Genomic DNA, 18,994 nt, shown 5'->3' on the forward strand with positions numbered 1-18,994 from the left:
CGCGTCCATGCGGCCGGCCTGGTTCCTATCAGCGGTCTGCGGACGCCCCCGCTCCCGGCGACAACACCCCCCGGATCATCAACGACAGGGCAGGAAAGTCATACCAGGACCGGCGACCCGGCCCCGACCATCGAGGCCTACCAAACATGGTAATGGGGGAACATGTACGCGACGCTGGAGCGAATCAATGACAACACGCTCCCACCCAAGCGAAGGGGGGGGAACATGCGGGATCACGCCAGCATCACGCAAAACCTCATCCTCTCTAACCTTGAGAGCATCAACGCGGTCCTGATCCGCGATGGAATGAACATGAGGGAACGGATGCTTAAACTGAACGAAATTGCCCGCCAGCAAGCGGAAACGCTCAGCTCCCATCCGACCGTCAAGAAACTTGAAGCCGCACGGCAAGCGGATGTCGAAAAGGTGGAGGCGAACGACGATGTCGACCTATGACGATCTGCTCGAACAAGCCGAACGCATGGGGATATCGGTCCGCGAGTGGCCGCTATGCGAACACAAGTGCGGGTATTACCTCGACCGGCCGCGTCTCATCGTGATAGACGAGACCATGCCCGACTATCAGAAGGCGTGCACCTTGGCGCACGAGCTCGTGCACGCCAGGCACCACGATATCGGGCACGGTGACGCGAAGGCGGAACGCCGGGCGCGGCGCGAGACCGCGCTCAGGCTCGTCGACCCGGTCGAATACGCAACCGCCGAACGGATGTTCGACGCAGACTCGTTCCTCATCGCCCAGGCGCTCGACGTGAGCGTGCAGGTCGTCAAGGACTACCGGAACCTGCTGCACGACGATGCGGCATGTTTAGTCTACACCACTTGACTTGATATAGTAAATAGGTATAGACTATAACTATGAGGCGTAAGGAACTGGAGAAGCGAATCCACAGGCTTGCCAAGGACAACGGGCTGACGGACATCTGGACGGAAGGCGGCAACCACAGCAAGGTGACCGTCGGCAAGGCCCAGACCACGGTGCCGAGGCATGGCGAGGTCAACGAGCTTACCGCCAAGGCGATTCTGAGGTACATCGAAAGGAGCATGAAATGAACATCATCGCCAACGCCACCGCCGTCTGCACGCGCAGCGGCGGCTGGTGGGCCGTCGAGGTCCCCGAGATCCCCGGCCTGTTCACCCAGGCCCGCCGCCTCGACCAGGTCGAGGACCAAGTGCGCGACGCCGCCGAAATGCTCGACGTCGAGATCGGCGTCCTTGCCCTCGACCCGCAGCTCGACGCGGACACCCGGCGCATGGTCGACGAACTGCTCGCCAAACGCGACGAGGCGCGCAGGGCGCAGGAGGAGGCGTCCCGGCTCGCGCGGCGCACCGTCGCCACCCTCCGTTCGGAAGGTCTCACCGTGCGTGACGTCGCCACAGTCACCGGCGTCAGCCCCCAACGCGTCAGCGCCCTGCAGGACGCGTGAACCGCCGCGAAAGCGGCGCGGCCGACGCTGAAAAGGCCCACGGTCCCGGATTCCCTAGCTATCCGGGACCAAGGGCCCTGCTCCCAAGACTAGCCATGGACCACTATGAAACACAAGACGGGACTGTTCTCGCTCCTGTTCGGGGCGATCGGATTCATCATCGCCGTCACGTCGCACGATACGGCCGGCGGCGTGTTCGCCCTCTGCGCGGGCACGCTCGGCTGGCTGGCGGGAAGGGGCCGGGATGACGACTAGACGATACCTCAGCGTCGCCGAGGTCGCCGCGCGCATCGGCGTGAAGAACGCGAGCGCCGCCGCCTACCATCTGCCGGAGCCGGACGCGTTGATCGGCCGCACGCGCGGCTGGCTGCCCGAGACCATCGACCGATGGAACGCCGCCCGGCCCGGTCGGGGCGTCGGCGGCGGCAGGCCTCGCAAGCATCCCGAGGAGTAGGGTGATATGGCGAACATCACCAAATACAAGACCAGCAAAGGCGAACAACGCTACCGCGTCCGCTACCGCAAGCCGGACGGGTCGCAGACCGACAAACGCGGCTTCAAGCGCAAGATCGACGCGGAGACCTGGGCCGCCGAGCATGTGACCGTCGCGAAGGCCGCCGGCCGGTACGTGGATCCGGAAGGCGGCAGACGGCTCGTCCGCGATCTGTACGCGCAATGGACCGCCGAGAAACGGCCGTTCTGGAAGCCCGTGACCGCCGCCAACACCGCCAACGCGTGGCGGAACCACTGCGAGGCGAAATGGGCCGACCGGCATGTCGGCGACATCACGCACGCCGAGGTCCAGGCATGGGTGGGCGGCGTCATCAACAACGTCGGCGCGCCATCGGTCGGACGCCCCTACCAGATAATGGACGGCATCTGCTCGATCGCCGTGCGGGACCGGCTCATCGGCTCGAACCCGTGCGATGGCGTCGTCCTGCCGAAGCTGCCGAAACGCAAGGAGCGGCGCGTCTACCTGTCCATCCCCCTGCTGCTCGCGCTCGCCGACGAGGCGCGCAACTGCCGCCGGTTGGGGGAGGAGCGGCGGGCGCTCGTCCTGCTGCCCGGCTTCTGCGGCCTGCGCTGGGGCGAGGCCGCCGGGCTGAGGGCGGGTGACGTCGATTTTCGCTCGGGTCTGCTCCACGTGCGCCGCAACCTCGTCTACGTCGACAAGACTCTTGGATGGGTCGAGGGCACGCCGAAAAACCCTGAACGGCGCGACGTGCCCATGCCGCACGTGGTCATGGAGGCGCTCAAGCCGGTCTGCGGACGGCGCGACCCGGGGGGAGCGGGTGTTCCGTGACGCTCGGGGCGGCCCCCTGCGCAAGCAGAGCCTCGCTCGTAAGAGCGGATGGTGGGTGCACACGCTTCTGCGGCTGGGATGGCGCAGGGATGATTGGCCGGTGCCCCATGACCTGCGGCATACGGCCGCGTCGCTGGCGGTGCATGCGGGCGCGAACGTCAAGGCGTTGCAGAGGATGCTGGGGCATGCGAATGCGAGCATGACGCTGGACGTGTACGCCGACCTTTTCGACTCGGACCTGATGGACGTGGCGCGTCTGCTTGATGCCGCTCCCCGATCTGGTTCGCAGGACGAACGAAGAAGGCCGGTCTTCCCGTTTCCACTCGGAAGCGGGAAGACCGGCCTTCAGTATATGGCTTATGCGGCCGGAGCCGAATCCGGAACGTCAGCCGGCCACGGACGGGTCGATGGCGGGCAGCACGCCGGCGATGAGCAGGATTGCCACCACGGCGGCCAGTCCGATGCGGTAGATCGCGAATGCCTTGTAGGAGAACGTGCTCACGAACTTCAGGAAGCCGATGATCACGATGTAGCCGACGAAGAACGCGACGATCGTGGCGGCGATGGTCGGACCCCAGCCCGGCCAAGCGGCACCGCCGATGGCGGCGCACGCGTCCGCGGCCTTCGTGGCCTCGCAGGCGCTCACGTCCTTCACCGCGGAGACCGCCTCCAGAATGCCCGCGCCGAACACGGCGGGGATGGCCATGAGGAAGCTGACGCGCACGGCGGCCTCGCGGGTGTAGCCCATGGCGCGGCCGAACGTGATCGTGCCGCCGGAACGGGAGACGCCCGGAATGAGCGCCAGCATCTGGCCGACGCCGAAGAGCAGCGCATCCTTGACGGTCATCTGGTTCATCGTCTTGACCTGCTTGGCGCGGCTGTCGAAGATCCACAGCAGCACGCCGAACACGGCGAGCACGGTGACGGTGATCCACAGGTTGCGCAGCGTCGTCTCGATCGCGTTCTTGAACAGCAGTCCCGCGATGAGGATCGGCATCGTGCCGATGATGATGAACCATCCCATCTGCGTGTCCGGGTTCTTCGCCCCCAGACGGGAGCGCCAGTCCTTGCCATCATGGCCGAACAAGGAGCCGAACCATGCGCCGAGGATGCGGATGATGTCACGACGGTAGTACAGGATCACGGCGAGCTCCGTGCCCAGCTGGATGATGGCGGTGAACGCGGCTCCCGGGTCGGAGCCGATCATCAGATCGCCGATGATGCGGATATGCGCGCTGGAGGACACCGGCAGGTATTCGGTCAACGCCTGGACGAGACCGAGGAAAATCGCCTGGAAGAAATTCATAAACCCCTCTAACCTCTGAAACTCGGGTTGCGATATTCGTCAATTGCGATGACCACTGTACTCATAGGTGGCTAAGAGCGCGCTCATCCGGCGTGCGGCGTGGACGACATCTTGCACAATGCGCACAATGCGACCACAATTAGGCGCAGACGCGGGCTCTCCCGGCCCGCCGGTGAAGGAGCGAACTCATATGGACACGTACCGCAAAAGCAGGGGATACGCCCCGAAGGGGTTCTTCGAGTGCGAAGGCAGAGGGCTGCAATGGCTCGGAGAGGCCATGCCTCAGGGTGGCCCCCGCGTCGTGCAGGTCATCGGTTGGGGAGACGACCATCTCGACATCGAGAAGGTGCACTCCGCCATGCCCACGGTGAAGGCGGCGCGTGATTTCGGCGCGGCGCTCGCCCGCATGCATGATGCCGGCGCCCCGCATTTCGGTTCGGCTCCGGCCGGATATGACGGCACCTGCTATTTCGGCCCGTTGCAGGATCCGGTGCCGATGGCGACCGGCGAATGGAATGATCCCGTCTCCTACTACGCCGAAGGCCGGCTGCGTCCCATGGTGGAACTCGGCATCAGGCGAGGGGAGCTCGACGAGTCCGACATGACGTTGACCGATCAGGTGATCGAGGCGATGCCCGACCTGCTCGGACGTGCGGCGTCGGACAAGCCGGCGCGTGTGCATGGCGACCTGTGGAGCGGCAACGTGATGTGGACCGCGGATCGCGGCTACAGCGAGGCGGTGCTCATCGATCCGGCGGCTCACGGCGGCCATCGCGAGGAGGATCTCGCCATGCTCGGCCTGTTCGGCATGACCTATCTTCGCGACATCCTCGACGGCTATCAGAGTGTCCACCCGCTCAAGGCCGGATGGCAGGAGCGGATGACGTTGTGGAGGCTGTATCCGATCGCCGGCCATTGCGTGTTCTTCGGTGGCGGGTATGTGAGCGAATACCGTTCCATGTGCCGGTCGCTGCTTGGCTGACGGGGCGTCGACCGACGTTTCCGTCCTGTGAGCGGTACCGGCCGGGAGATGCCGGGCGGTACCGCTCATGCGCGGGCTCATATGCGGATCACAGGCGTTTGAGGAAGTCCTCGGCTTCCCTTACGAGGCGCTCCGCCTGCGCGGAATCCGCGGAAGCCGCTTCGCGCATGGCTTCGGCCCGATCCCATTCACGTTCGAGATGATGCACGTAATCGGCCAGCTGGTCGCTGCATCCGAGGAGCATCGAGGCCTTCGCCTTCCATTCCTCCGCGCGGGCGGGCAGTTCCCCTTCGTCGAACTCGAAGCCGAGTTCGACTCCGAGCCGGCGCAGCAGTGCGAGGGTGGCGGCGGGGCAGTCGTCGTTGCCGGTGTACTGGGGGGTCGACACCCACATCGACGTGGTGTCGAACGATTGTTCCCTGGCCATGTCGTCCAGCACGGTGGGGATGCCGACGGGGCCGCTGTACCCGTTCTCCCCGTCGTTCGTGCCGCAGTCGCAGCTGCGTCCGCACTCGTCAAGGTCGTGCGACACGTCGACCGGCAGCGGACGGGTGTGGGGACAGTCGGCGAACATCGATCCGAGTGTGACGATGCCGTCGACGTCGAACTCGTCGGCGATATGCAGGCTCTGCCGACAGTATTCGCGCCAACGGTAGTTCGGCTCCGGCGCTATCTGCGCGTATATGCGACGGTCGGGGGCGAGGGTGATTTCGTAGAACGTGGTCTGCGGCCAGATGATGCGCGGTTGGCCGGTGACACGGCACAGCATCGGCCGGGACACCTGATAGTCGTAGTAGCCGTCGCAGCTGATATGGCGTATCTCCTGCGCTTCGTAGCGACCCAGAAGATGCCGGATCACATTGGTCGCCGCCTGGCAGGCGTCGTTCCATCCTTCGAAGGCGGCGATCATGACGCTTCGCCGCGGGTCCCGTTCCTCGCTCATGCCTCCCAGAATAATGGGCGTCGCCGTCGCCCGCCGGCCGATCCGTACGGTGTTCGCCATGGGCGTTCCGGAGCGTCGTCCGTCCTCGTCGCCAAGACGGCGACACGCCGTATTTGCATTTCGATCGCGGATGGATATAGTAGTGACTCGTGCTTCGGCGGGGAGCAATCCCCACGACCAGTGCGGACATAGCTTAGTTGGTAAAGCGCAACCTTGCCAAGGTTGAGACCGCGGGTTCGAGTCCCGTTGTCCGCTCTAAGGTCCGATGAGTTGACGACCTTACGGTGGGTTAGCCAAGCGGTTAGGCAGCGGCCTGCAAAGCCGTATAGACGAGTTCGACTCTCGTACCCACCTCTCGACGGACAGGAGATATCCACTCCGTTGTACCACAGATTGCAGGCCCGGGCGGTTGGCGCAGTGGTAGCGCACTTCCCTGACACGGAAGGGGTCACAAGTTCGAATCTTGTATCGCCCACCATGCCGAAGCGATTCGGCCTGATAATTGAATACCGAAATTGTTTCGGGCGATTGGCGCAGCGGCTAGCGCACTTCGTTCACACCGAAGGGGTCGTAGGTTCGATTCCTACATCGCCCACTGAATTCCGCTTCTCACGGCGGAATTCTTTGCGGACATAGCTTAGTTGGTAAAGCGCAACCTTGCCAAGGTTGAGACCGCGGGTTCGAGTCCCGTTGTCCGCTCCACTCGAAGACCCCGCCGAGCGGGGTCTTTTCGTATCTCAAGCATCATGCAAACCGGTCGGCGCGCGGTTGTGAGCACCCCCGATTGTGAAGATTTATGAGGGCTCCGACCACATTCCCCGTACGGTTGGACTCGCACGGTCCCATTGCCTCATCGTGGAGGAACGAGACGCCGGACGACCGTTCGGCAACGATCCACGACGATGAAGGAGTCGGCATGGACATGAATCCACATGATGGTTCGAGTGGCCGCAATAGGGTGTGCGCTCGCATCAGACCGGAAAGCGCGTCGCGACGAAGACGCGCGTTGCGTCGCAGACAGGCGGCGATGGCGAAGCGCGAACGGCGACGTGAACGCATCCGCCAGACCCGATTGCGCATGGCCGCTGCCGCGACGGTCGCCTTCGTCATGCTCCTGCCCGTCGCGCTTGCGGTGCACCGCGCCGGAACCGTGTCGAACGTCTCCGGACGCCCCGCCGCGACATACGCCGCCACCTGGTGCGCGACCGGCATGACGCCGGTCATCTGGACGCAGGAATCCCGCTCCATGAACACCCTTCCACGTCCGATGGCGCAGACCATCGTCGGTACGGCGGACGGCGCTTGCAGGCGCATGCTGTCCTGGCCGCTGCGTCGCGTGGAGAAGCTGGCCGCCTTCGACGCTCCGGCGCAACCGTGGCTGTCCGGGCACCGCGGCGTCGATCTTGCGGCGGAAGAGCGTGACGAACTCGTCGCACCCGCCGACGGCGTCGTATCGTTCGTCGGGATCGTGGCCGGCAAACAGGTGGTGAGCATACGCCATGCCGATCTGACGCTCACCTTCGAACCCGCCGTCAGTGAGCTGCGCACCGGCGCGAAGGTCACGCGGGACGAGCCGTTCGGTATGGTGGGCGCACGCTCCGATCACTGCGACGGGTCATGCCTGCATTGGGGCGTCAGACGCGGCGACGACTACCTCGATCCCGTAGCGATGAGCGAGCCTCGACGCATAGCGCTCAAACCGGTGTCATGACGGTGAGCGGTCCACCGCGCATCGGGCGCACGCGAGCACGGTACAATCGGTGGCGTCATGCCCAAGGAGATCAAGGGGAAAGCGATGATCACCGAATACTTGAGGCCGTTGGAACAGCCGATCGACACGGACAGGAACCTGTTCTCGATACTTGAGGAGCGCGCCGGACGTACACCGGACCGGTCCCTCATCGAATACAAGGACCCGGACACGGGGGAGTGGCGGTCATTCACCGCCGTCGAATTCCGAGACAAGGTCGTCGCGCTCGCGAAAGGACTCATCGCCCGCGGCGTCATGCCGGGCGACGCGGTGTCCGTGATCTCCAAGACGCGGTGGGAGTGGACGGCGTTCGACATGGCGATCATGTCGATCGGCGCTCTCACCGTGCCCGTCTACGAAACGAATTCGCCGGCGCAGGTGAGCATGATCTTCAACGACTCGCACGTGCGGATGGCGTTCGCCGAGAACGACATGCAGCGTGACAAGGTCGAATCCGTGCGCGCGCAATGCCCGGATCTCGGCGACGTGTACGTCATCGACTTCGGCGCGCTCGATACGATCGAGGAGTACGGCAAGGGCGTCACTGACGCGGAGTTCCGCGAACGCGAGCAGGCCGTCCGCGGCGACGACCTCGCCACCATCGTGTATACGTCCGGTTCCACCGGCACGCCGAAGGGCATCGAGCTGAGTCACGGCAACTTCATCTTCATCACCTATTCGGGCGTGCGCTCGATGCCCGCCATCGCCATGCCCGAATACGCGCGTCTGTGGCTATTCCTGCCGCTCGCGCACGTGTTCGCGCGCTACATGCAGTTCTTCTGCTTCGCCGGCAACGTCACGCTCGGACTGTCCGGGAACCTCAAGACCATTCTCGCCGATTTCGCCGCGTTCAAGCCGACGTTCATCCTCGCGGTGCCCCGCATCTTCGAGAAGATCTACAACGCCGCCTCGCAGAAGGCGGGTTCCGGTCTCAAGGGTCGCGTGTTCGCCGGAGCGACCTCCACGGCGCGAGCATGGTCGAAGGCGCAGCAGTCCGGCGAGACCATCCCGTTCCTGCTGAACCTCAGGCATGCGCTCTACGGCAGGCTCGTCTACCGGTCGATTCTCGACGTGTTCGGCGGACACGTCGAATACGCGGTATCGGGCGGCGCCCCGCTCGACGGGTCCATCGCGCATTTCTTCAACGGCATCGGCCTACCCTTGCTCGAAGGCTACGGCATGACCGAAACGTGTGCGCCCGCCACCGTGAACCCGACCTCCGGATACCGGATCGGTACGATCGGACTTCCCATGCAGGGCACGGCCGTGGGCATCGACGATGACGGCGAACTGTGCATCAAAAGCCCGGCCGTATGCGTCGGCTACCACAATCATCCCGAAATCACCAAGGAGCAGATTCGTGACGGATGGCTGCACACCGGTGACCTGGGCTCACTTGACGACGATGGCTTCGTGACCGTGACCGGCCGCAAGAAGGATCTCATCATCACGGCAGGCGGCAAGAACGTCTCGCCGGGGGAGCTGGAGGCGTCGGTGATGACCTCGCCCGTAGTCAACCAGTGCGTCGTCGTCGGCGATCGCAAGCCGTTCGTCGCCGCGATCGTCGCGCTCGACCTGGCGGAGACGAACGCATGGCTTCAGGCGCAAGGCGCGAAGCCATGCACCGATCTGGCCGAGGCGTCCCGCAACCCCATCGTGTACGCGGAGGTGGAACGTGCCGTCAACCAGGCGGACGAGCTCGTCTCGCGCGCCGAATCCATCCGCAAGTTCGAAATCGTGCCCGACGATTTCACCGAGGAGAACGGTCTCGTCACCGCGTCGATGAAGGCGCGACGCGAGGCCATCACCAAGCGGTACCGCGACCTCATCGACAACGTGATCTACGCGGGGAAGAAGTGAACCGCACGTGACGGTTCCGATACGACGGGGCCGGCCCGGGAACGATTCGTTCGCTCCCGGGCCGGCCCCATCATTCGTATGGCGCGTGGCGGCGCGTCACTGGCGCGGCGCCGTCTTCTTCGTGTACATCTGCGTGGCGAGCAGCGTCGCGTAGCGCTTGATGACCTTCGGGCGAATCACCTTCATCGACGCGGTCATCAGACCGTTCTCCTGGGTGAACTCCTCGGGCAGGATGATGAACTTACGCACCGATTCCGCACGCGAGACGCCCTCGTTGGCCTGATCGACCCACTTCTGCACTTCGGCGCGCACGGCCGCGTTGTCCGCCGCCTCCTCCATGGACATGTGCTCGTCCAGACCCTTCGCCGCCAGCCACGGGCGCAGCGACTCCTCGTCCAGCGTGATGAGCGCGGAGATGAACGGGCGCTTGTCGCCGAGCACGAGCGCCTGCGAGACGATCTCGCAACGCTGGATGACCTCCTCGATCGGGCCGGGCGCCACATTCTTGCCGCCGGCGGTGATGATGAGGTCCTTCTTGCGGCCGGTGATGTACAGGAACCCGTCGTTGTCGATGCGGCCCAGATCGCCGGTCGCATACCAGCCGTCCTCGGTGAAGGAGGTCTCGGTCGCCTCCTCGTTCTTGTGATAGCGCGGGAACACGGCGCGTCCCTTCACCTGGATCTCGCCGTCCTCGGCGATGCGCAGGGAGAAGCCCGGGAACGCGATGCCGACCGAACCCGCGTGGAACGGCACGCCGAGCACGTTGAACGCGCACGGCGCCGTCGTCTCGGTAAGGCCGTACCCCTCGTACACGGGCACGCCCGCGCCGCGAAAGAACGCCATCAGCTCCGGGTCGAGCGGCGCGCCTCCGGCGACGATCCACTTGGCGCGGCCGCCGAGCACCTCGCGCAGCGACTTGTAGACCACCGGGTCGAACGCCGCGCGCTTGGTGCGTGTCAGGGCACCCGCATGGCCCTTCTCGGAGATCTCCTTCATGTAGTCCTGGGCGGCGACGACGGCGGAGGCGAACACCATGCCCTTCGCGCCGTGGCCGGCCTTCTGGGAGGCGGCGTTGTACACCTTCTCCAATACGCGGGGCACGACGATCATGATGGACGGCTTGGCGACCTGCAGATCGGAGATCAGCGTCTTGATGCCGGTGGCGATGTAGATGTGGATGTTCGAGGCGACGACGATGTAGTTGATCGCGCGGGCGAACGAATGCGCCTGCGGCAGGAACAGCAGAATCGTGTTCTTCTTGTCGTGCAGTAGGTCCGGCATGTAGTCGGGAAGGTTCAACGCGGTCTGGCAGTAGTGCTCGTGCGTCATCTCCACGCCCTTCGGGGCCGCGGTGGACCCGGACGTGTACACGATCGAGCACAGGTCGGTCTTCTTGATCGAGTCGATGCGCTCGTCGAGCACCTCGTCGGACACCGACCTGCCGTACGCCTTGATCTCGTCCAGACCGCCGGTCTCGATGCACACGATGTGCTCCAGAGACGGGCATTCCTCGACGGCGCCGTCGGCCTTGTCGCGCATGGCGGTGTCCTGCACGATGAGCAGACGCGCGTCGGAATTGTTCACGATATTGCGGATCTGCTCGGCGGAATCCGTGTCATAGACCGTGGCGAGCACGCCGCCGCAGGCCATGACGGCCGCGTCGGTCAGATCCCATTCGTAGGAGGTGCGGCACATGAACGCGACGCCGTCGCCCTTCTTCAGCCCGTAGTGCAGCAGGCCCTTGGCGATCTCACGCACTTCGGCGAGGAACTCGTTCGCGGTCTTCGTGACCCACTCGCCGTTCTCCTTGTACGTGTACAGCGGATCGTCGCCCATGCGCTCGGCACGGTCGGCGTAGATGTCGTAGATCGACATGCCCATGTCCAGCGGGGGATTGCCCTGCGTGGTGGTGGTCAGCAGACCCGAAGCCTGGTCGATCTCGGTCACCGTGGGCCGATCCGGTCCCCACACGTCGGTGTGGGGCAGGTCGATGGACTCCTCACGGATGACGTCCTCGCCCGCGTAATCGGGTTCGCTGCCCGAATCATCGCCGACCGGATGCACGAAGTCGGTGCCGAGCCGCAACGCCTTGCGCGTGATGTTCGTGGTTTGCTGCTTCAACGTGGAAAAAACGGACACGTGGTGCTCCTTGACCCAATTCCTGTCTGGTCCTGTCTCAAAACAGCCAGTTTAGCGTCCCTGACGCGACACGTCACCTTACGGTAGCGTAGGGAAGCCGGGGTCGGGTGCGCGTCCGTGGACGTTCCACCGGGCGTGCCGTCCGGTTTCGGCTACACTTGGTCGGCGTATGACCGAAACGGCCAATGTCAGAAAGGGCTCTCATGGCTGAAAACAAGGAAGCCACGGTGGCTTTCGGCGTGCTGAACGAGACGTCGGATACGGAATCCCGCGTCGCGCTCACCCCGGACATCGTCACCAGGCTCGGGCGGAGCGGAATCTCCTGCCTGATCGAAAGCGGCGCCGGCGCCGCGGCGCACTACACGGACGAGGATTACGCGAAGGCGGGGGCCACGGTCGCCGCGCGCGACGAGGTGATCGCCCAGGCGGACGCGCTCGGCTTCGTGGACCGTCCGTCCGCCGAGACCGTCGCGAAACTCAAGGCCGGCCAGTGGGTGATCGGCATGCTCGGCTCGTTCACCGACGCCGACTACGTCGCCGCACTCGACAAGGCCGGTCTCGTGGGTGTCGCCATCGAACGCCTGCCGCGTCAGCTGTCCAGCGCGCAATCGATGGACGAGATGACCTCGCAGAACTCGGTGATGGGGTACAAGGCGGCCATTCTCGCCGCCGACGCGTACGGCTCGTTCCTGCCGATGATGACCACCGCCGCCGGCACGATCCGCCCGGCCAAGGCGCTGGTGCTCGGCGCCGGCATCGCGGGCCTCCAGGCCATCGGCACGCTGCGTCGACTCGGCGCGGTCGTCACCGCGTACGATGTGCGTCCTGCTTCCAAGGGCGAGGTTGAATCGCTCGGCGCGAAGTTCCTCGACCTCGGCCTCGACTTCTCCAAGGGACAGGGCGAGGGCGGCTATGCTCGTGCCCTCACCGCCGAGGAGCAGGCCCAGCAGCAGGCCGCCGTCGACGCGAAGGCCGCCGGCTTCGACATCGTCATCACTACCGCCAAGGTCCCGGGCCGCAGGCCCCCGGTGCTGCTCACCAAGGCCGGTGTCGACGGCCTCAAGCGCGGCGCCGTGATCATCGACTGCGCGGCGTCCGAGCTCGGCGGCAACGTCGAGGGTTCCGCCGTCGGCACGCAGACCACGGAAGGCGGCGTCACCATCATCGGCGCGCCGTACCTCGCCTCCGGCGTCGCCACCACCGCATCCGATCTGCTCGCGCGCAACGTGGCCGACGTGCTCGCCCACTTCGTGCGCGACGGCGTGCTGTCGCAGGACCTTTCCGAGGAACTGGACGACGCGCTCGTCGTCGCCGGCCGCGCCGAAGCGTCTGCCGCGCCCGAAGAGAAGTAAGGAAGGGAAGGAAACGCAAATGCCCACGCTCGTCGTATCCATCACACTGTTCGTGCTGGCGCTGCTCATCGGCATCGAGGTGATCGGCAAGGTGCCCGCCACCCTGCACACCCCGCTCATGTCCGGCGCGAACTCCATCCACGGCATCGTCATCGTCGGCGTCGTCATCGTCGCCGCCGAGGCGAACTCGCCGCTCGCCTACGTGTTCATCTTCCTGGCCGCCGTGCTCGGCACGATGAACGTGGTCGGCGGCTACGTCGTCACCGACCGCATGCTCGAGATGTTCAAGTCCAACAAGAAGAAGGGGGAGGAGAAGTAAATGGCCTCCGCAACCGTGGGAACCATCGACGTCGTCGCCTGGTTCGTCTACCTGTTCTCCGCCGTCATGTTCGTCGTCGGCCTGCACTTCATGAACTCGCCGAAGACCGCCCGCAAGGGCAACCAGATCTCCGCGTTCGGCATGGTCGTCGCCGTCCTCATGGCGTTCGTCGTGCTCTTCGCCAAGGGCTTCGTCAACACGATCGCCGTCGTCGTGCTCGTCGTCGGCATCCTGATCGGCGCGGTCGCCGGCGTCGTCTCCGCCAAGAAGGTCAAGATGACCGACATGCCGCAGCTCGTCTCCGTGTTCAACACGGTCGGCGGCGGCGCGGCGGCGCTCGTCGCGTTGAACGACATCCTCACCAAGGAGGGTGTGCCGGACCTCGTCGTGCTCATCACCGCAGGTCTCGGCATCCTCATCGGCTCCGTCACGTTCACCGGTTCGCTCATCGCCGCCGGCAAGCTGCAGGGCGTCAAGTGGGTGAAGAAGCTCACCCTGCCCGGCAAGGGCGTGTGGAACATCCTGTTCATCGTGCTGACCATCGCCAGCTTCGTCATGCTGTGCGTCCAGCCCGGCCAGCGCCTGCTGTGGTCGATTCTGACCACGCTGTTCGCCCTCGGCTACGGCCTCGTGTTCGTCATCCCGATCGGCGGCGCCGACATGCCCGTCGTCATCTCCGTGCTCAACGCGTGCACCGGCACCGCCGTCGCCATGTCCGGTCTCGCCATCGACAACGTCGCTCTCATCGTGGCCGGCGCGCTCGTCGGCTCGGCCGGCGTCACCCTGTCCATCCTCATGGCGCAGGCCATGAACCGTCCGCTGTTGTCCGTCCTCGCCGGCGGCTTCGGCGGCTCCGACACGGCCGCCGCGGGCGACGGTCCCGAAGGCACGATGAAGGAGACCAGCCCGGATGATCTCGCCGTCCAGCTCGTCTACGCCGACAAGGTCATCTTCGTGCCCGGCTTCGGTCTCGCCCAGGCGCAGGCCCAGCGCGAGCTCGCCGACTTGGGCGAACTGCTCAAGGGCCACGGCGTCGAGGTCTCCTACGCGATCCACCCGGTCGCCGGCCGTATGCCCGGCCACATGAACGTGCTGCTCGCCGAGGCCAACGTGCCCTACGAGGAGCTCGTCGACCTCGAGGAGATCAACCCGCAGTTCCCGTCCGCCAACGTCGCCCTCGTCGTCGGAGCCAACGACGTCACCAACCCGGCGGCTCGCCGCCCCGGCACCCCGGTCTCCGGCATGCCGATCCTCGACGTCGACAAGGCCCAGAACGTGGTCGTCATGAAGCGTGGCCGCGGCATGGGCTACGCCGGCATCCAGAACGAGCTCTACTTCGAGGACAACACGCAGATGCTGTTCGGCGATGCGAAGAAGAGTCTGCAGGCCGTCATCGCCGCCGTCAAGGAATTGCTGGCGTAACGGAGCGTCGGCCGCGTTGCTCCTCGGTCGACGTACCTTCGTACGCCTTCCCTCGGTGCGCCTTGCCGACACACGCGTTACGCGGCCAATGGCATTGCCGGCGTAACGGAGCATCTCTCAAAGAACGGATGGGGGCTTCCCTTGTGGGAAGCCCCCATCATCGTATTCGCGAGCCTGCGTCGTGGCCGTGTGGTTCACAGCCCGAACACGCGCGTGACGAACGCGGTGACGCGCTTCCAATACAGTTCCGGATCGGTGCTCGCGGCCAGCGTATGGCCGGCACCCGGCGCCAGCAGACGCTCGCGGTCGATGCTCGCGCAGGCGGCGACGTTGCGGTCGAGGAACGTCGGGTCGACGAACGTGTCGTCGGCTCCGTGGATGAACAGCATCGGAATGATCGTGCGGTGAAGCGAATGGACGCAGGACGCCTCGCGGAACCCGTATCCGGCGACGCGACGGCAGATCGCCGACATGAGATCCACCACCGGCGCGCCCATCCAACGGCTCGGCAGATGATACAGGTGCTTCGCGTTGTACAGGAACTGGTCCCGCACCGACGTGTACCCGCAGTCCTCGATCGCGGCGACCACGTTGCGCGGCAGCTCGGCTTCGCCCGTCGTCATCATCACCGTGGCGGCTCCCATCGAGATGCCATGCAGCAGGATGCGGGCCTCGGGGTCGCTCGCCGTGATCAGCGTGATCCAGCCCAGTAGGTCGCGGCGTTCCAGCCAACCCATGCCGATGTAACGTCCCTCGCTCAGCTCGTGGCCGCGCTGAGCCGGGACGAGCACGGTGAATCCCATGCGGGCGAACCGGTGCGCGTACTTCGCCATTTCCGCCGGCGTACCGGAATAGCCGTGCACGCATACTGCGTACAGGTGCGGGGCGGGGTCGGCGCAATCCGGGTCGAACAGCCATCCGTGAAGTCTGAGCCCGTCTTCGGAACGCAGGAAGACGGGCTGTTTCGCGGTCTCGAACCAATGCGCGGCCTCGGCCTCCTCGGCGGCGTCGCGATGAGGCGACTCACGATACGGCGCGGCGGCGGAGCCGGTCGTCAGTCGCTCCATCCAATGCGCATACCTCATATCCAGCGACAGGCGGAACATGAGTCCTGCCGTCGCGCACAACCCGGCGGCGAGGACGCCCGTCCCGGCGCCCGCTCCGATCAGCATGTTCCTGGTGATCCGCTTCATCGCAACTCGATTCCCTTGACGAATACCGATGCCACCAGTCTAGCCGTCGCATTGTCCCGGCCTCGGATACACTTGATTCCTGTTGCTTTGGCGAGGGAGACGCATCCTGCACAAGGTCGCGTTCTCCGTTATCGACTCGGCGTGATGAACCTCCCAGGGGTGTTCTGCGGCGCGTCGTGGCGTCAAAAGACAGAACGACAAGTGACAAACCAGTCCATAACCCAAGGAGACCAGATATGGCTACCAAGATCGCCCTCGAAGGCGCAATCCGCAACGAGTTCGGCAAGGGCGCTGCCCGCCGCATGCGCGTTGCCAAGCTCATCCCCGCCACCATCTACGCCGGCGGCGAGCAGCCGAAGTTCATCACCCTGCCGATGAAGGAGACCACCCTCTCCCTGCGTCACACCAACGCCCTGTTCGAGCTGAGCTTCGGCGAGGAGAAGGCCATGGCCGTCGTCAAGGATGTGCAGCGCAACCCCGTCAAGCGCATCGTCGAGCACATCGACTTCTACGAGGTCAAGGCCGGCGAGAAGATCGACGTCGAGGTGCCGGTGTTCGTCGAGGGCACGCCGAAGGGTGCCGCCGTCGCGTTCGTCGACATCCAGGAGCTCAAGGTCCGCGCCGATGTCGCCAACCTGCCGGAGCGCATCGTCGTCAACGTCGAGGGCCTGACCGACGGCACCAAGGTGTTCGCCAAGGACGTCGTCCTGCCTGAGGGCGTCGAGCTCGACATCGACGATCCGGAGGAGTCCGTCGTCACCGTCGAGGTGCCGGAGGACGCCACCGAGTCCACCGCCGCCCCGGAGGCTGCCGCTCCGGCCGCTGACGCCGCTGCCGCTCCGGCCGCCGACGCCAAGTGATCGCCGCCGGCGTGAGGCCGGCGCGACCGTATGATTTTCCGGGAAGACCCGCGACTCGTCTCGCGGGTCTTCCCTTTTGCTTTTCATAATGTGAACCGCCGCACATCCGCGGTTGCGGGATGTGCGAAAGTAACTGACAGCACCGGGCGCCACAAGCGCACGGCAATCCCTTCCCGAATGGCCGCCTTCATGCGGCCGCGTGAAACAGAAGAAGTGAACATGACTGAGAACACGCATCATGATCCGGCGGCGCTCGACAAGCTGACCGAACCGTTCACCGTACTGCCGAACGAGAATCCGGCGTCCGACGCCAAGCGCGCCGAACTCATCGACAAGCCGGCCTTCGGCCAGGTTTTCTCCGACAACATGGCCCACATGACGTGGACCAAGGGCGAGGGCTGGTCCGACCGCCGCATCGAGCCGTACGCGCCGCTCAAGATGGATCCGGGCGCTTCCGTGCTGCACTACGCGCAGGAATGCTTCGAAGGCCTCAAGGCGTACCGTCACGCCGACGGTTCCACGTGGCTGTTCCGCCCGGACGCGAACGCCGAGCGTTTCCAGAACTCCGCGAAGCGCCTGTACCTGCCCGAACTGCCGATCGACGACTTCATCGGCTCCGTCGCCGCGCTCGTCAAGCGTGACGTGAACTGGGTTCCGTCCCGTCGCGAGTACACGCTGTACATGCGTCCGTTCATGTTCGCCTCCGAGCCGTTCCTCGGCGTGCGCGCCCCGCACGAGGTCGACTATTGCGTGATCGCCTCCCCGTCCGGCCCGTACTTCCCGGGCGGCGTCAAGCCGGTGAGCATCTGGGTCGAAGACAAGTGGTTCCGCACCGGCCCCGGCGGCACCGGTTTCGCCAAGTGCGGCGGCAACTACGCCGCCTCCCTGCTCGGCGAATACACGGGCATCGAGAACGGCTGCGAGCAGGTCTGCTTCGTCGACGCCGCCACCAAGACCTACCTCGAGGAGCTGGGCGGCATGAACATGATGATCGTCCACAAGGACGGTCACGTGGAAACCCCGTCGCTGACCGGCAACATCCTGCCGGGTGTGACCCGTCGCTCCCTCATCCAGCTGCTGCAGGACCGTGGCGTCGACGTGGTCGAGACGATGATCGCCCTCGAACAGCTGCTCGAGGACATCAAGTCCGGCGAGGTCACCGAGGTGTTCGCCTGCGGCACCGCCGCCATCATCACGCCGATCGGCCGTTTCAAGTCCCCGAAGTTCGACGTGACGGTCGCCGAAGGCGGTGTGGGAGAGCTCACCCAGTCGCTGCGCGACCAGCTGCTCGGCATCCAGCTCGGCGAGGTCGAGGACCCGCACAATTGGATGTGGAAAGTGTGCTAGTACAATCGAGGTTCGATTGTTGTGAAATCCCTTGGAACCGTTGAGGTTCCAGGGGATTTCGTCTGAGAGGGGGACCCATGCAGGTGGCGTTGGAAAGCAATGCGTTCTTCATGGGCGTGGAATATCTCGCCATCTTCTGCTGCGGCTTGGTCGGCGGTCTTGCCGCCGTGCGCAAGAACTACGACCTGTTCGCCATTCTCGTGATCGCATGGCTGACCGCGCTTGGCGGCGGCATCCTGCGTGACGTGCTGCTTGAGGTTCCCCCGGTCGGCATCACCGACAGGGGGTTGTGAACTGCTGAGGCTTTGGTTTGTTTTGCCTTGTTGGTGTGTGATATGATTTGCCTGTGCGTGCGAAGGAATGGGCGGCTCGTGAGGGTTTGAACGAGCAGACGGTGTGGAAGTGGTGCCGTGAGAACCGTATGCCTGTTCCCGTGGAGAAGTCGGGGAGTGTGTGGCTGGTCCACGACCCGAAGTATGAGAAGACGGATATGCCGGCGACCGGTTCGCGCGTCGTGTGCTATGCGCGTGTCTCGTCCTCCGATCGGAAAGCCGACTTGCAGCGTCAGGCGGACCGGTTGAAGGCGTTCGCCATCAACATGGGGGTCGAGAAACCGGAATTGGTCATGGAGACCGGTTCCGGCATGAACGACAAACGTCGCAAATTGAACCGCATCCTCGCCGACCCGACCGTGGGCACGATCATCGTGGAGCATCGGGATCGTCTGGCCCGTATGAACGCCGGACTGGTCGAATCCGCGTTGAACGCGCAGG

19 protein-coding genes, 5 tRNA genes and 2 pseudogenes are annotated in these 18,994 nt (G+C 64.9%); 22 read left to right on the top strand and 4 right to left on the bottom strand.

Annotation, left to right across the window (positions count from 1 at the left end):
• Positions 1–225: 225 nt before the first annotated feature.
• From AC1AYR_RS11295 to AC1AYR_RS11325, 7 genes and pseudogenes are all read left to right on the top strand, one after another.
• A complete protein-coding gene (locus AC1AYR_RS11295) occupies positions 226–456 on the top strand; it encodes a hypothetical protein (RefSeq protein WP_476512645.1) in 231 nt (76 codons plus the stop codon).
• Positions 443–844, top strand: a complete 402-nt coding sequence (locus tag AC1AYR_RS11300; protein WP_476512646.1) for an ImmA/IrrE family metallo-endopeptidase — start codon at positions 443–445, stop codon at positions 842–844. The genes AC1AYR_RS11295 and AC1AYR_RS11300 overlap by 14 nt, the downstream gene beginning before the upstream one ends.
• Before the next feature lie 32 nt (positions 845–876).
• Positions 877–1,071, top strand: coding sequence for a hypothetical protein (locus tag AC1AYR_RS11305; RefSeq protein WP_476512647.1), 195 nt, complete (start codon positions 877–879; stop codon positions 1,069–1,071).
• Complete coding sequence (locus AC1AYR_RS11310; RefSeq protein WP_476512648.1) at positions 1,068–1,445, top strand: type II toxin-antitoxin system HicB family antitoxin; 378 nt, start codon at positions 1,068–1,070, stop codon at positions 1,443–1,445. The genes AC1AYR_RS11305 and AC1AYR_RS11310 overlap by 4 nt, the downstream gene beginning before the upstream one ends.
• A gap of 105 nt (positions 1,446–1,550) precedes the next feature.
• On the top strand, positions 1,551–1,700 hold the full coding sequence (locus AC1AYR_RS11315) for a hypothetical protein (RefSeq protein WP_476512649.1): 150 nt from the start codon (positions 1,551–1,553) through the stop codon (positions 1,698–1,700).
• On the top strand, positions 1,690–1,899 hold the full coding sequence (locus AC1AYR_RS11320) for a helix-turn-helix transcriptional regulator (protein ID WP_476512650.1): 210 nt from the start codon (positions 1,690–1,692) through the stop codon (positions 1,897–1,899). The genes AC1AYR_RS11315 and AC1AYR_RS11320 overlap by 11 nt, the downstream gene beginning before the upstream one ends.
• Before the next feature lie 6 nt (positions 1,900–1,905).
• A pseudogene (locus AC1AYR_RS11325) lies at positions 1,906–3,019 on the top strand (tyrosine-type recombinase/integrase); the annotation flags it as partial.
• Between the two features lie 114 nt (positions 3,020–3,133).
• Here the strand turns inward: AC1AYR_RS11325 and AC1AYR_RS11330 are convergent.
• Positions 3,134–4,054, bottom strand: coding sequence for an undecaprenyl-diphosphate phosphatase (locus AC1AYR_RS11330; RefSeq protein ID WP_476512651.1), 921 nt, complete (start codon positions 4,052–4,054; stop codon positions 3,134–3,136).
• A 190-nt stretch (positions 4,055–4,244) separates the two neighbouring features.
• On the opposite strand from AC1AYR_RS11330, the gene AC1AYR_RS11335 reads away from it, so the two are divergent.
• Positions 4,245–5,036 carry a fructosamine kinase family protein gene (locus tag AC1AYR_RS11335; protein WP_476512652.1) on the top strand — a complete coding sequence of 264 codons (792 nt, stop codon included), beginning with the start codon at positions 4,245–4,247 and terminating at the stop codon, positions 5,034–5,036.
• Positions 5,037–5,124: 88 nt separating this feature from the next.
• Here AC1AYR_RS11335 and AC1AYR_RS11340 read toward each other — a convergent pair whose 3' ends face one another.
• Positions 5,125–5,979, bottom strand: a complete 855-nt coding sequence (locus AC1AYR_RS11340; RefSeq protein WP_476512653.1) for a PAC2 family protein — start codon at positions 5,977–5,979, stop codon at positions 5,125–5,127.
• A 182-nt stretch (positions 5,980–6,161) separates the two neighbouring features.
• Between AC1AYR_RS11340 and AC1AYR_RS11345 the strand changes: the two genes are divergently transcribed.
• The 7 genes from AC1AYR_RS11345 to AC1AYR_RS11375 all read left to right on the top strand — a co-directional run bounded on the left by AC1AYR_RS11345 (position 6,162) and on the right by AC1AYR_RS11375 (position 9,589).
• Positions 6,162–6,234 (top strand) — tRNA-Gly (locus AC1AYR_RS11345).
• 28 nt (positions 6,235–6,262) lie between these two features.
• A tRNA-Cys gene (locus AC1AYR_RS11350) sits at positions 6,263–6,333 on the top strand.
• Positions 6,334–6,382: 49 nt separating this feature from the next.
• Positions 6,383–6,457: transfer RNA gene (locus tag AC1AYR_RS11355), tRNA-Val, on the top strand.
• A 44-nt stretch (positions 6,458–6,501) separates the two neighbouring features.
• A tRNA-Val gene (locus AC1AYR_RS11360) sits at positions 6,502–6,574 on the top strand.
• A 31-nt stretch (positions 6,575–6,605) separates the two neighbouring features.
• Positions 6,606–6,681: transfer RNA gene (locus tag AC1AYR_RS11365), tRNA-Gly, on the top strand.
• 214 nt (positions 6,682–6,895) lie between these two features.
• Complete coding sequence (locus AC1AYR_RS11370) at positions 6,896–7,690, top strand: M23 family metallopeptidase (RefSeq protein WP_476512654.1); 795 nt, start codon at positions 6,896–6,898, stop codon at positions 7,688–7,690.
• Positions 7,691–7,774: 84 nt separating this feature from the next.
• The gene (locus AC1AYR_RS11375) at positions 7,775–9,589 is read left to right on the top strand and encodes an AMP-dependent synthetase/ligase (RefSeq protein WP_476512661.1); all 1,815 of its coding nucleotides are present in this window, start codon (positions 7,775–7,777) and stop codon (positions 9,587–9,589) included.
• 96 nt (positions 9,590–9,685) lie between these two features.
• On the opposite strand, the gene AC1AYR_RS11380 is transcribed toward AC1AYR_RS11375, so the two are convergent.
• Positions 9,686–11,728: an AMP-dependent synthetase/ligase gene (locus AC1AYR_RS11380; protein WP_476512655.1), complete on the bottom strand. Its 2,043-nt coding sequence runs from the start codon at positions 11,726–11,728 to the stop codon at positions 9,686–9,688.
• A 203-nt stretch (positions 11,729–11,931) separates the two neighbouring features.
• On the opposite strand from AC1AYR_RS11380, the gene AC1AYR_RS11385 reads away from it, so the two are divergent.
• Genes AC1AYR_RS11385 through AC1AYR_RS11395 form a run of 3 tightly spaced genes read left to right on the top strand, consistent with a single transcriptional unit; the run spans position 11,932 to position 14,821 of the window.
• Positions 11,932–13,080, top strand: coding sequence for an NAD(P) transhydrogenase subunit alpha (locus AC1AYR_RS11385; protein WP_476512656.1), 1,149 nt, complete (start codon positions 11,932–11,934; stop codon positions 13,078–13,080).
• 19 nt (positions 13,081–13,099) lie between these two features.
• A complete protein-coding gene (locus tag AC1AYR_RS11390) occupies positions 13,100–13,399 on the top strand; it encodes an NAD(P) transhydrogenase subunit alpha part 2 (RefSeq protein ID WP_101622745.1) in 300 nt (99 codons plus the stop codon).
• A complete protein-coding gene (locus AC1AYR_RS11395; protein ID WP_476512657.1) occupies positions 13,400–14,821 on the top strand; it encodes an NAD(P)(+) transhydrogenase (Re/Si-specific) subunit beta in 1,422 nt (473 codons plus the stop codon).
• Positions 14,822–15,015: 194 nt separating this feature from the next.
• On the opposite strand, the gene AC1AYR_RS11400 is transcribed toward AC1AYR_RS11395, so the two are convergent.
• Positions 15,016–16,014, bottom strand: coding sequence for an alpha/beta hydrolase (locus AC1AYR_RS11400; RefSeq protein ID WP_476512658.1), 999 nt, complete (start codon positions 16,012–16,014; stop codon positions 15,016–15,018).
• Between the two features lie 236 nt (positions 16,015–16,250).
• Between AC1AYR_RS11400 and AC1AYR_RS11405 the strand changes: the two genes are divergently transcribed.
• The 4 genes and pseudogenes from AC1AYR_RS11405 to AC1AYR_RS11420 form a co-directional block, all read left to right on the top strand.
• Positions 16,251–16,874 (top strand): 50S ribosomal protein L25/general stress protein Ctc, encoded by a 624-nt coding sequence (locus AC1AYR_RS11405; protein ID WP_476512659.1) that lies wholly within the window; start codon positions 16,251–16,253, stop codon positions 16,872–16,874.
• A gap of 219 nt (positions 16,875–17,093) precedes the next feature.
• Positions 17,094–18,221: a branched-chain amino acid aminotransferase gene (locus AC1AYR_RS11410; RefSeq protein ID WP_476512660.1), complete on the top strand. Its 1,128-nt coding sequence runs from the start codon at positions 17,094–17,096 to the stop codon at positions 18,219–18,221.
• A 77-nt stretch (positions 18,222–18,298) separates the two neighbouring features.
• Positions 18,299–18,511, top strand: a pseudogene (locus AC1AYR_RS11415) (TRIC cation channel family protein); the annotation flags it as partial.
• A 56-nt stretch (positions 18,512–18,567) separates the two neighbouring features.
• The coding region (locus AC1AYR_RS11420) for an IS607 family transposase (protein ID WP_476555177.1) at positions 18,568–18,994 on the top strand (427 nt) is incomplete at its 3' end.

This window comes from Bifidobacterium sp. LH_417, from assembly GCF_056357035.1.

Bases quoted from the DNA above. Each gene is read 5' to 3' on its own strand.
- AC1AYR_RS11370 (WP_476512654.1), top strand. From the start codon at position 6,896: ATGGACATGAATCCACATGATGGTTCGAGTGGCCGCAATAGGGTGTGC.
- AC1AYR_RS11310 (WP_476512648.1), top strand. From the start codon at position 1,068: ATGAACATCATCGCCAACGCCACCGCCGTCTGCACGCGCAGCGGCGGC.
- AC1AYR_RS11375 (WP_476512661.1), top strand. From the start codon at position 7,775: ATGATCACCGAATACTTGAGGCCGTTGGAACAGCCGATCGACACGGAC.
- AC1AYR_RS11335 (WP_476512652.1), top strand. From the start codon at position 4,245: ATGGACACGTACCGCAAAAGCAGGGGATACGCCCCGAAGGGGTTCTTC.
- AC1AYR_RS11305 (WP_476512647.1), top strand. From the start codon at position 877: ATGAGGCGTAAGGAACTGGAGAAGCGAATCCACAGGCTTGCCAAGGAC.
- AC1AYR_RS11390 (WP_101622745.1), top strand. From the start codon at position 13,100: ATGCCCACGCTCGTCGTATCCATCACACTGTTCGTGCTGGCGCTGCTC.
- AC1AYR_RS11330 (WP_476512651.1), bottom strand. From the start codon at position 4,054: ATGAATTTCTTCCAGGCGATTTTCCTCGGTCTCGTCCAGGCGTTGACC.
- AC1AYR_RS11405 (WP_476512659.1), top strand. From the start codon at position 16,251: ATGGCTACCAAGATCGCCCTCGAAGGCGCAATCCGCAACGAGTTCGGC.
- AC1AYR_RS11315 (WP_476512649.1), top strand. From the start codon at position 1,551: ATGAAACACAAGACGGGACTGTTCTCGCTCCTGTTCGGGGCGATCGGA.
- AC1AYR_RS11385 (WP_476512656.1), top strand. From the start codon at position 11,932: ATGGCTGAAAACAAGGAAGCCACGGTGGCTTTCGGCGTGCTGAACGAG.
- AC1AYR_RS11300 (WP_476512646.1), top strand. From the start codon at position 443: ATGTCGACCTATGACGATCTGCTCGAACAAGCCGAACGCATGGGGATA.
- AC1AYR_RS11340 (WP_476512653.1), bottom strand. From the start codon at position 5,979: ATGAGCGAGGAACGGGACCCGCGGCGAAGCGTCATGATCGCCGCCTTC.
- AC1AYR_RS11410 (WP_476512660.1), top strand. From the start codon at position 17,094: ATGACTGAGAACACGCATCATGATCCGGCGGCGCTCGACAAGCTGACC.
- AC1AYR_RS11295 (WP_476512645.1), top strand. From the start codon at position 226: ATGCGGGATCACGCCAGCATCACGCAAAACCTCATCCTCTCTAACCTT.
- AC1AYR_RS11395 (WP_476512657.1), top strand. From the start codon at position 13,400: ATGGCCTCCGCAACCGTGGGAACCATCGACGTCGTCGCCTGGTTCGTC.
- AC1AYR_RS11400 (WP_476512658.1), bottom strand. From the start codon at position 16,014: ATGAAGCGGATCACCAGGAACATGCTGATCGGAGCGGGCGCCGGGACG.
- AC1AYR_RS11320 (WP_476512650.1), top strand. From the start codon at position 1,690: ATGACGACTAGACGATACCTCAGCGTCGCCGAGGTCGCCGCGCGCATC.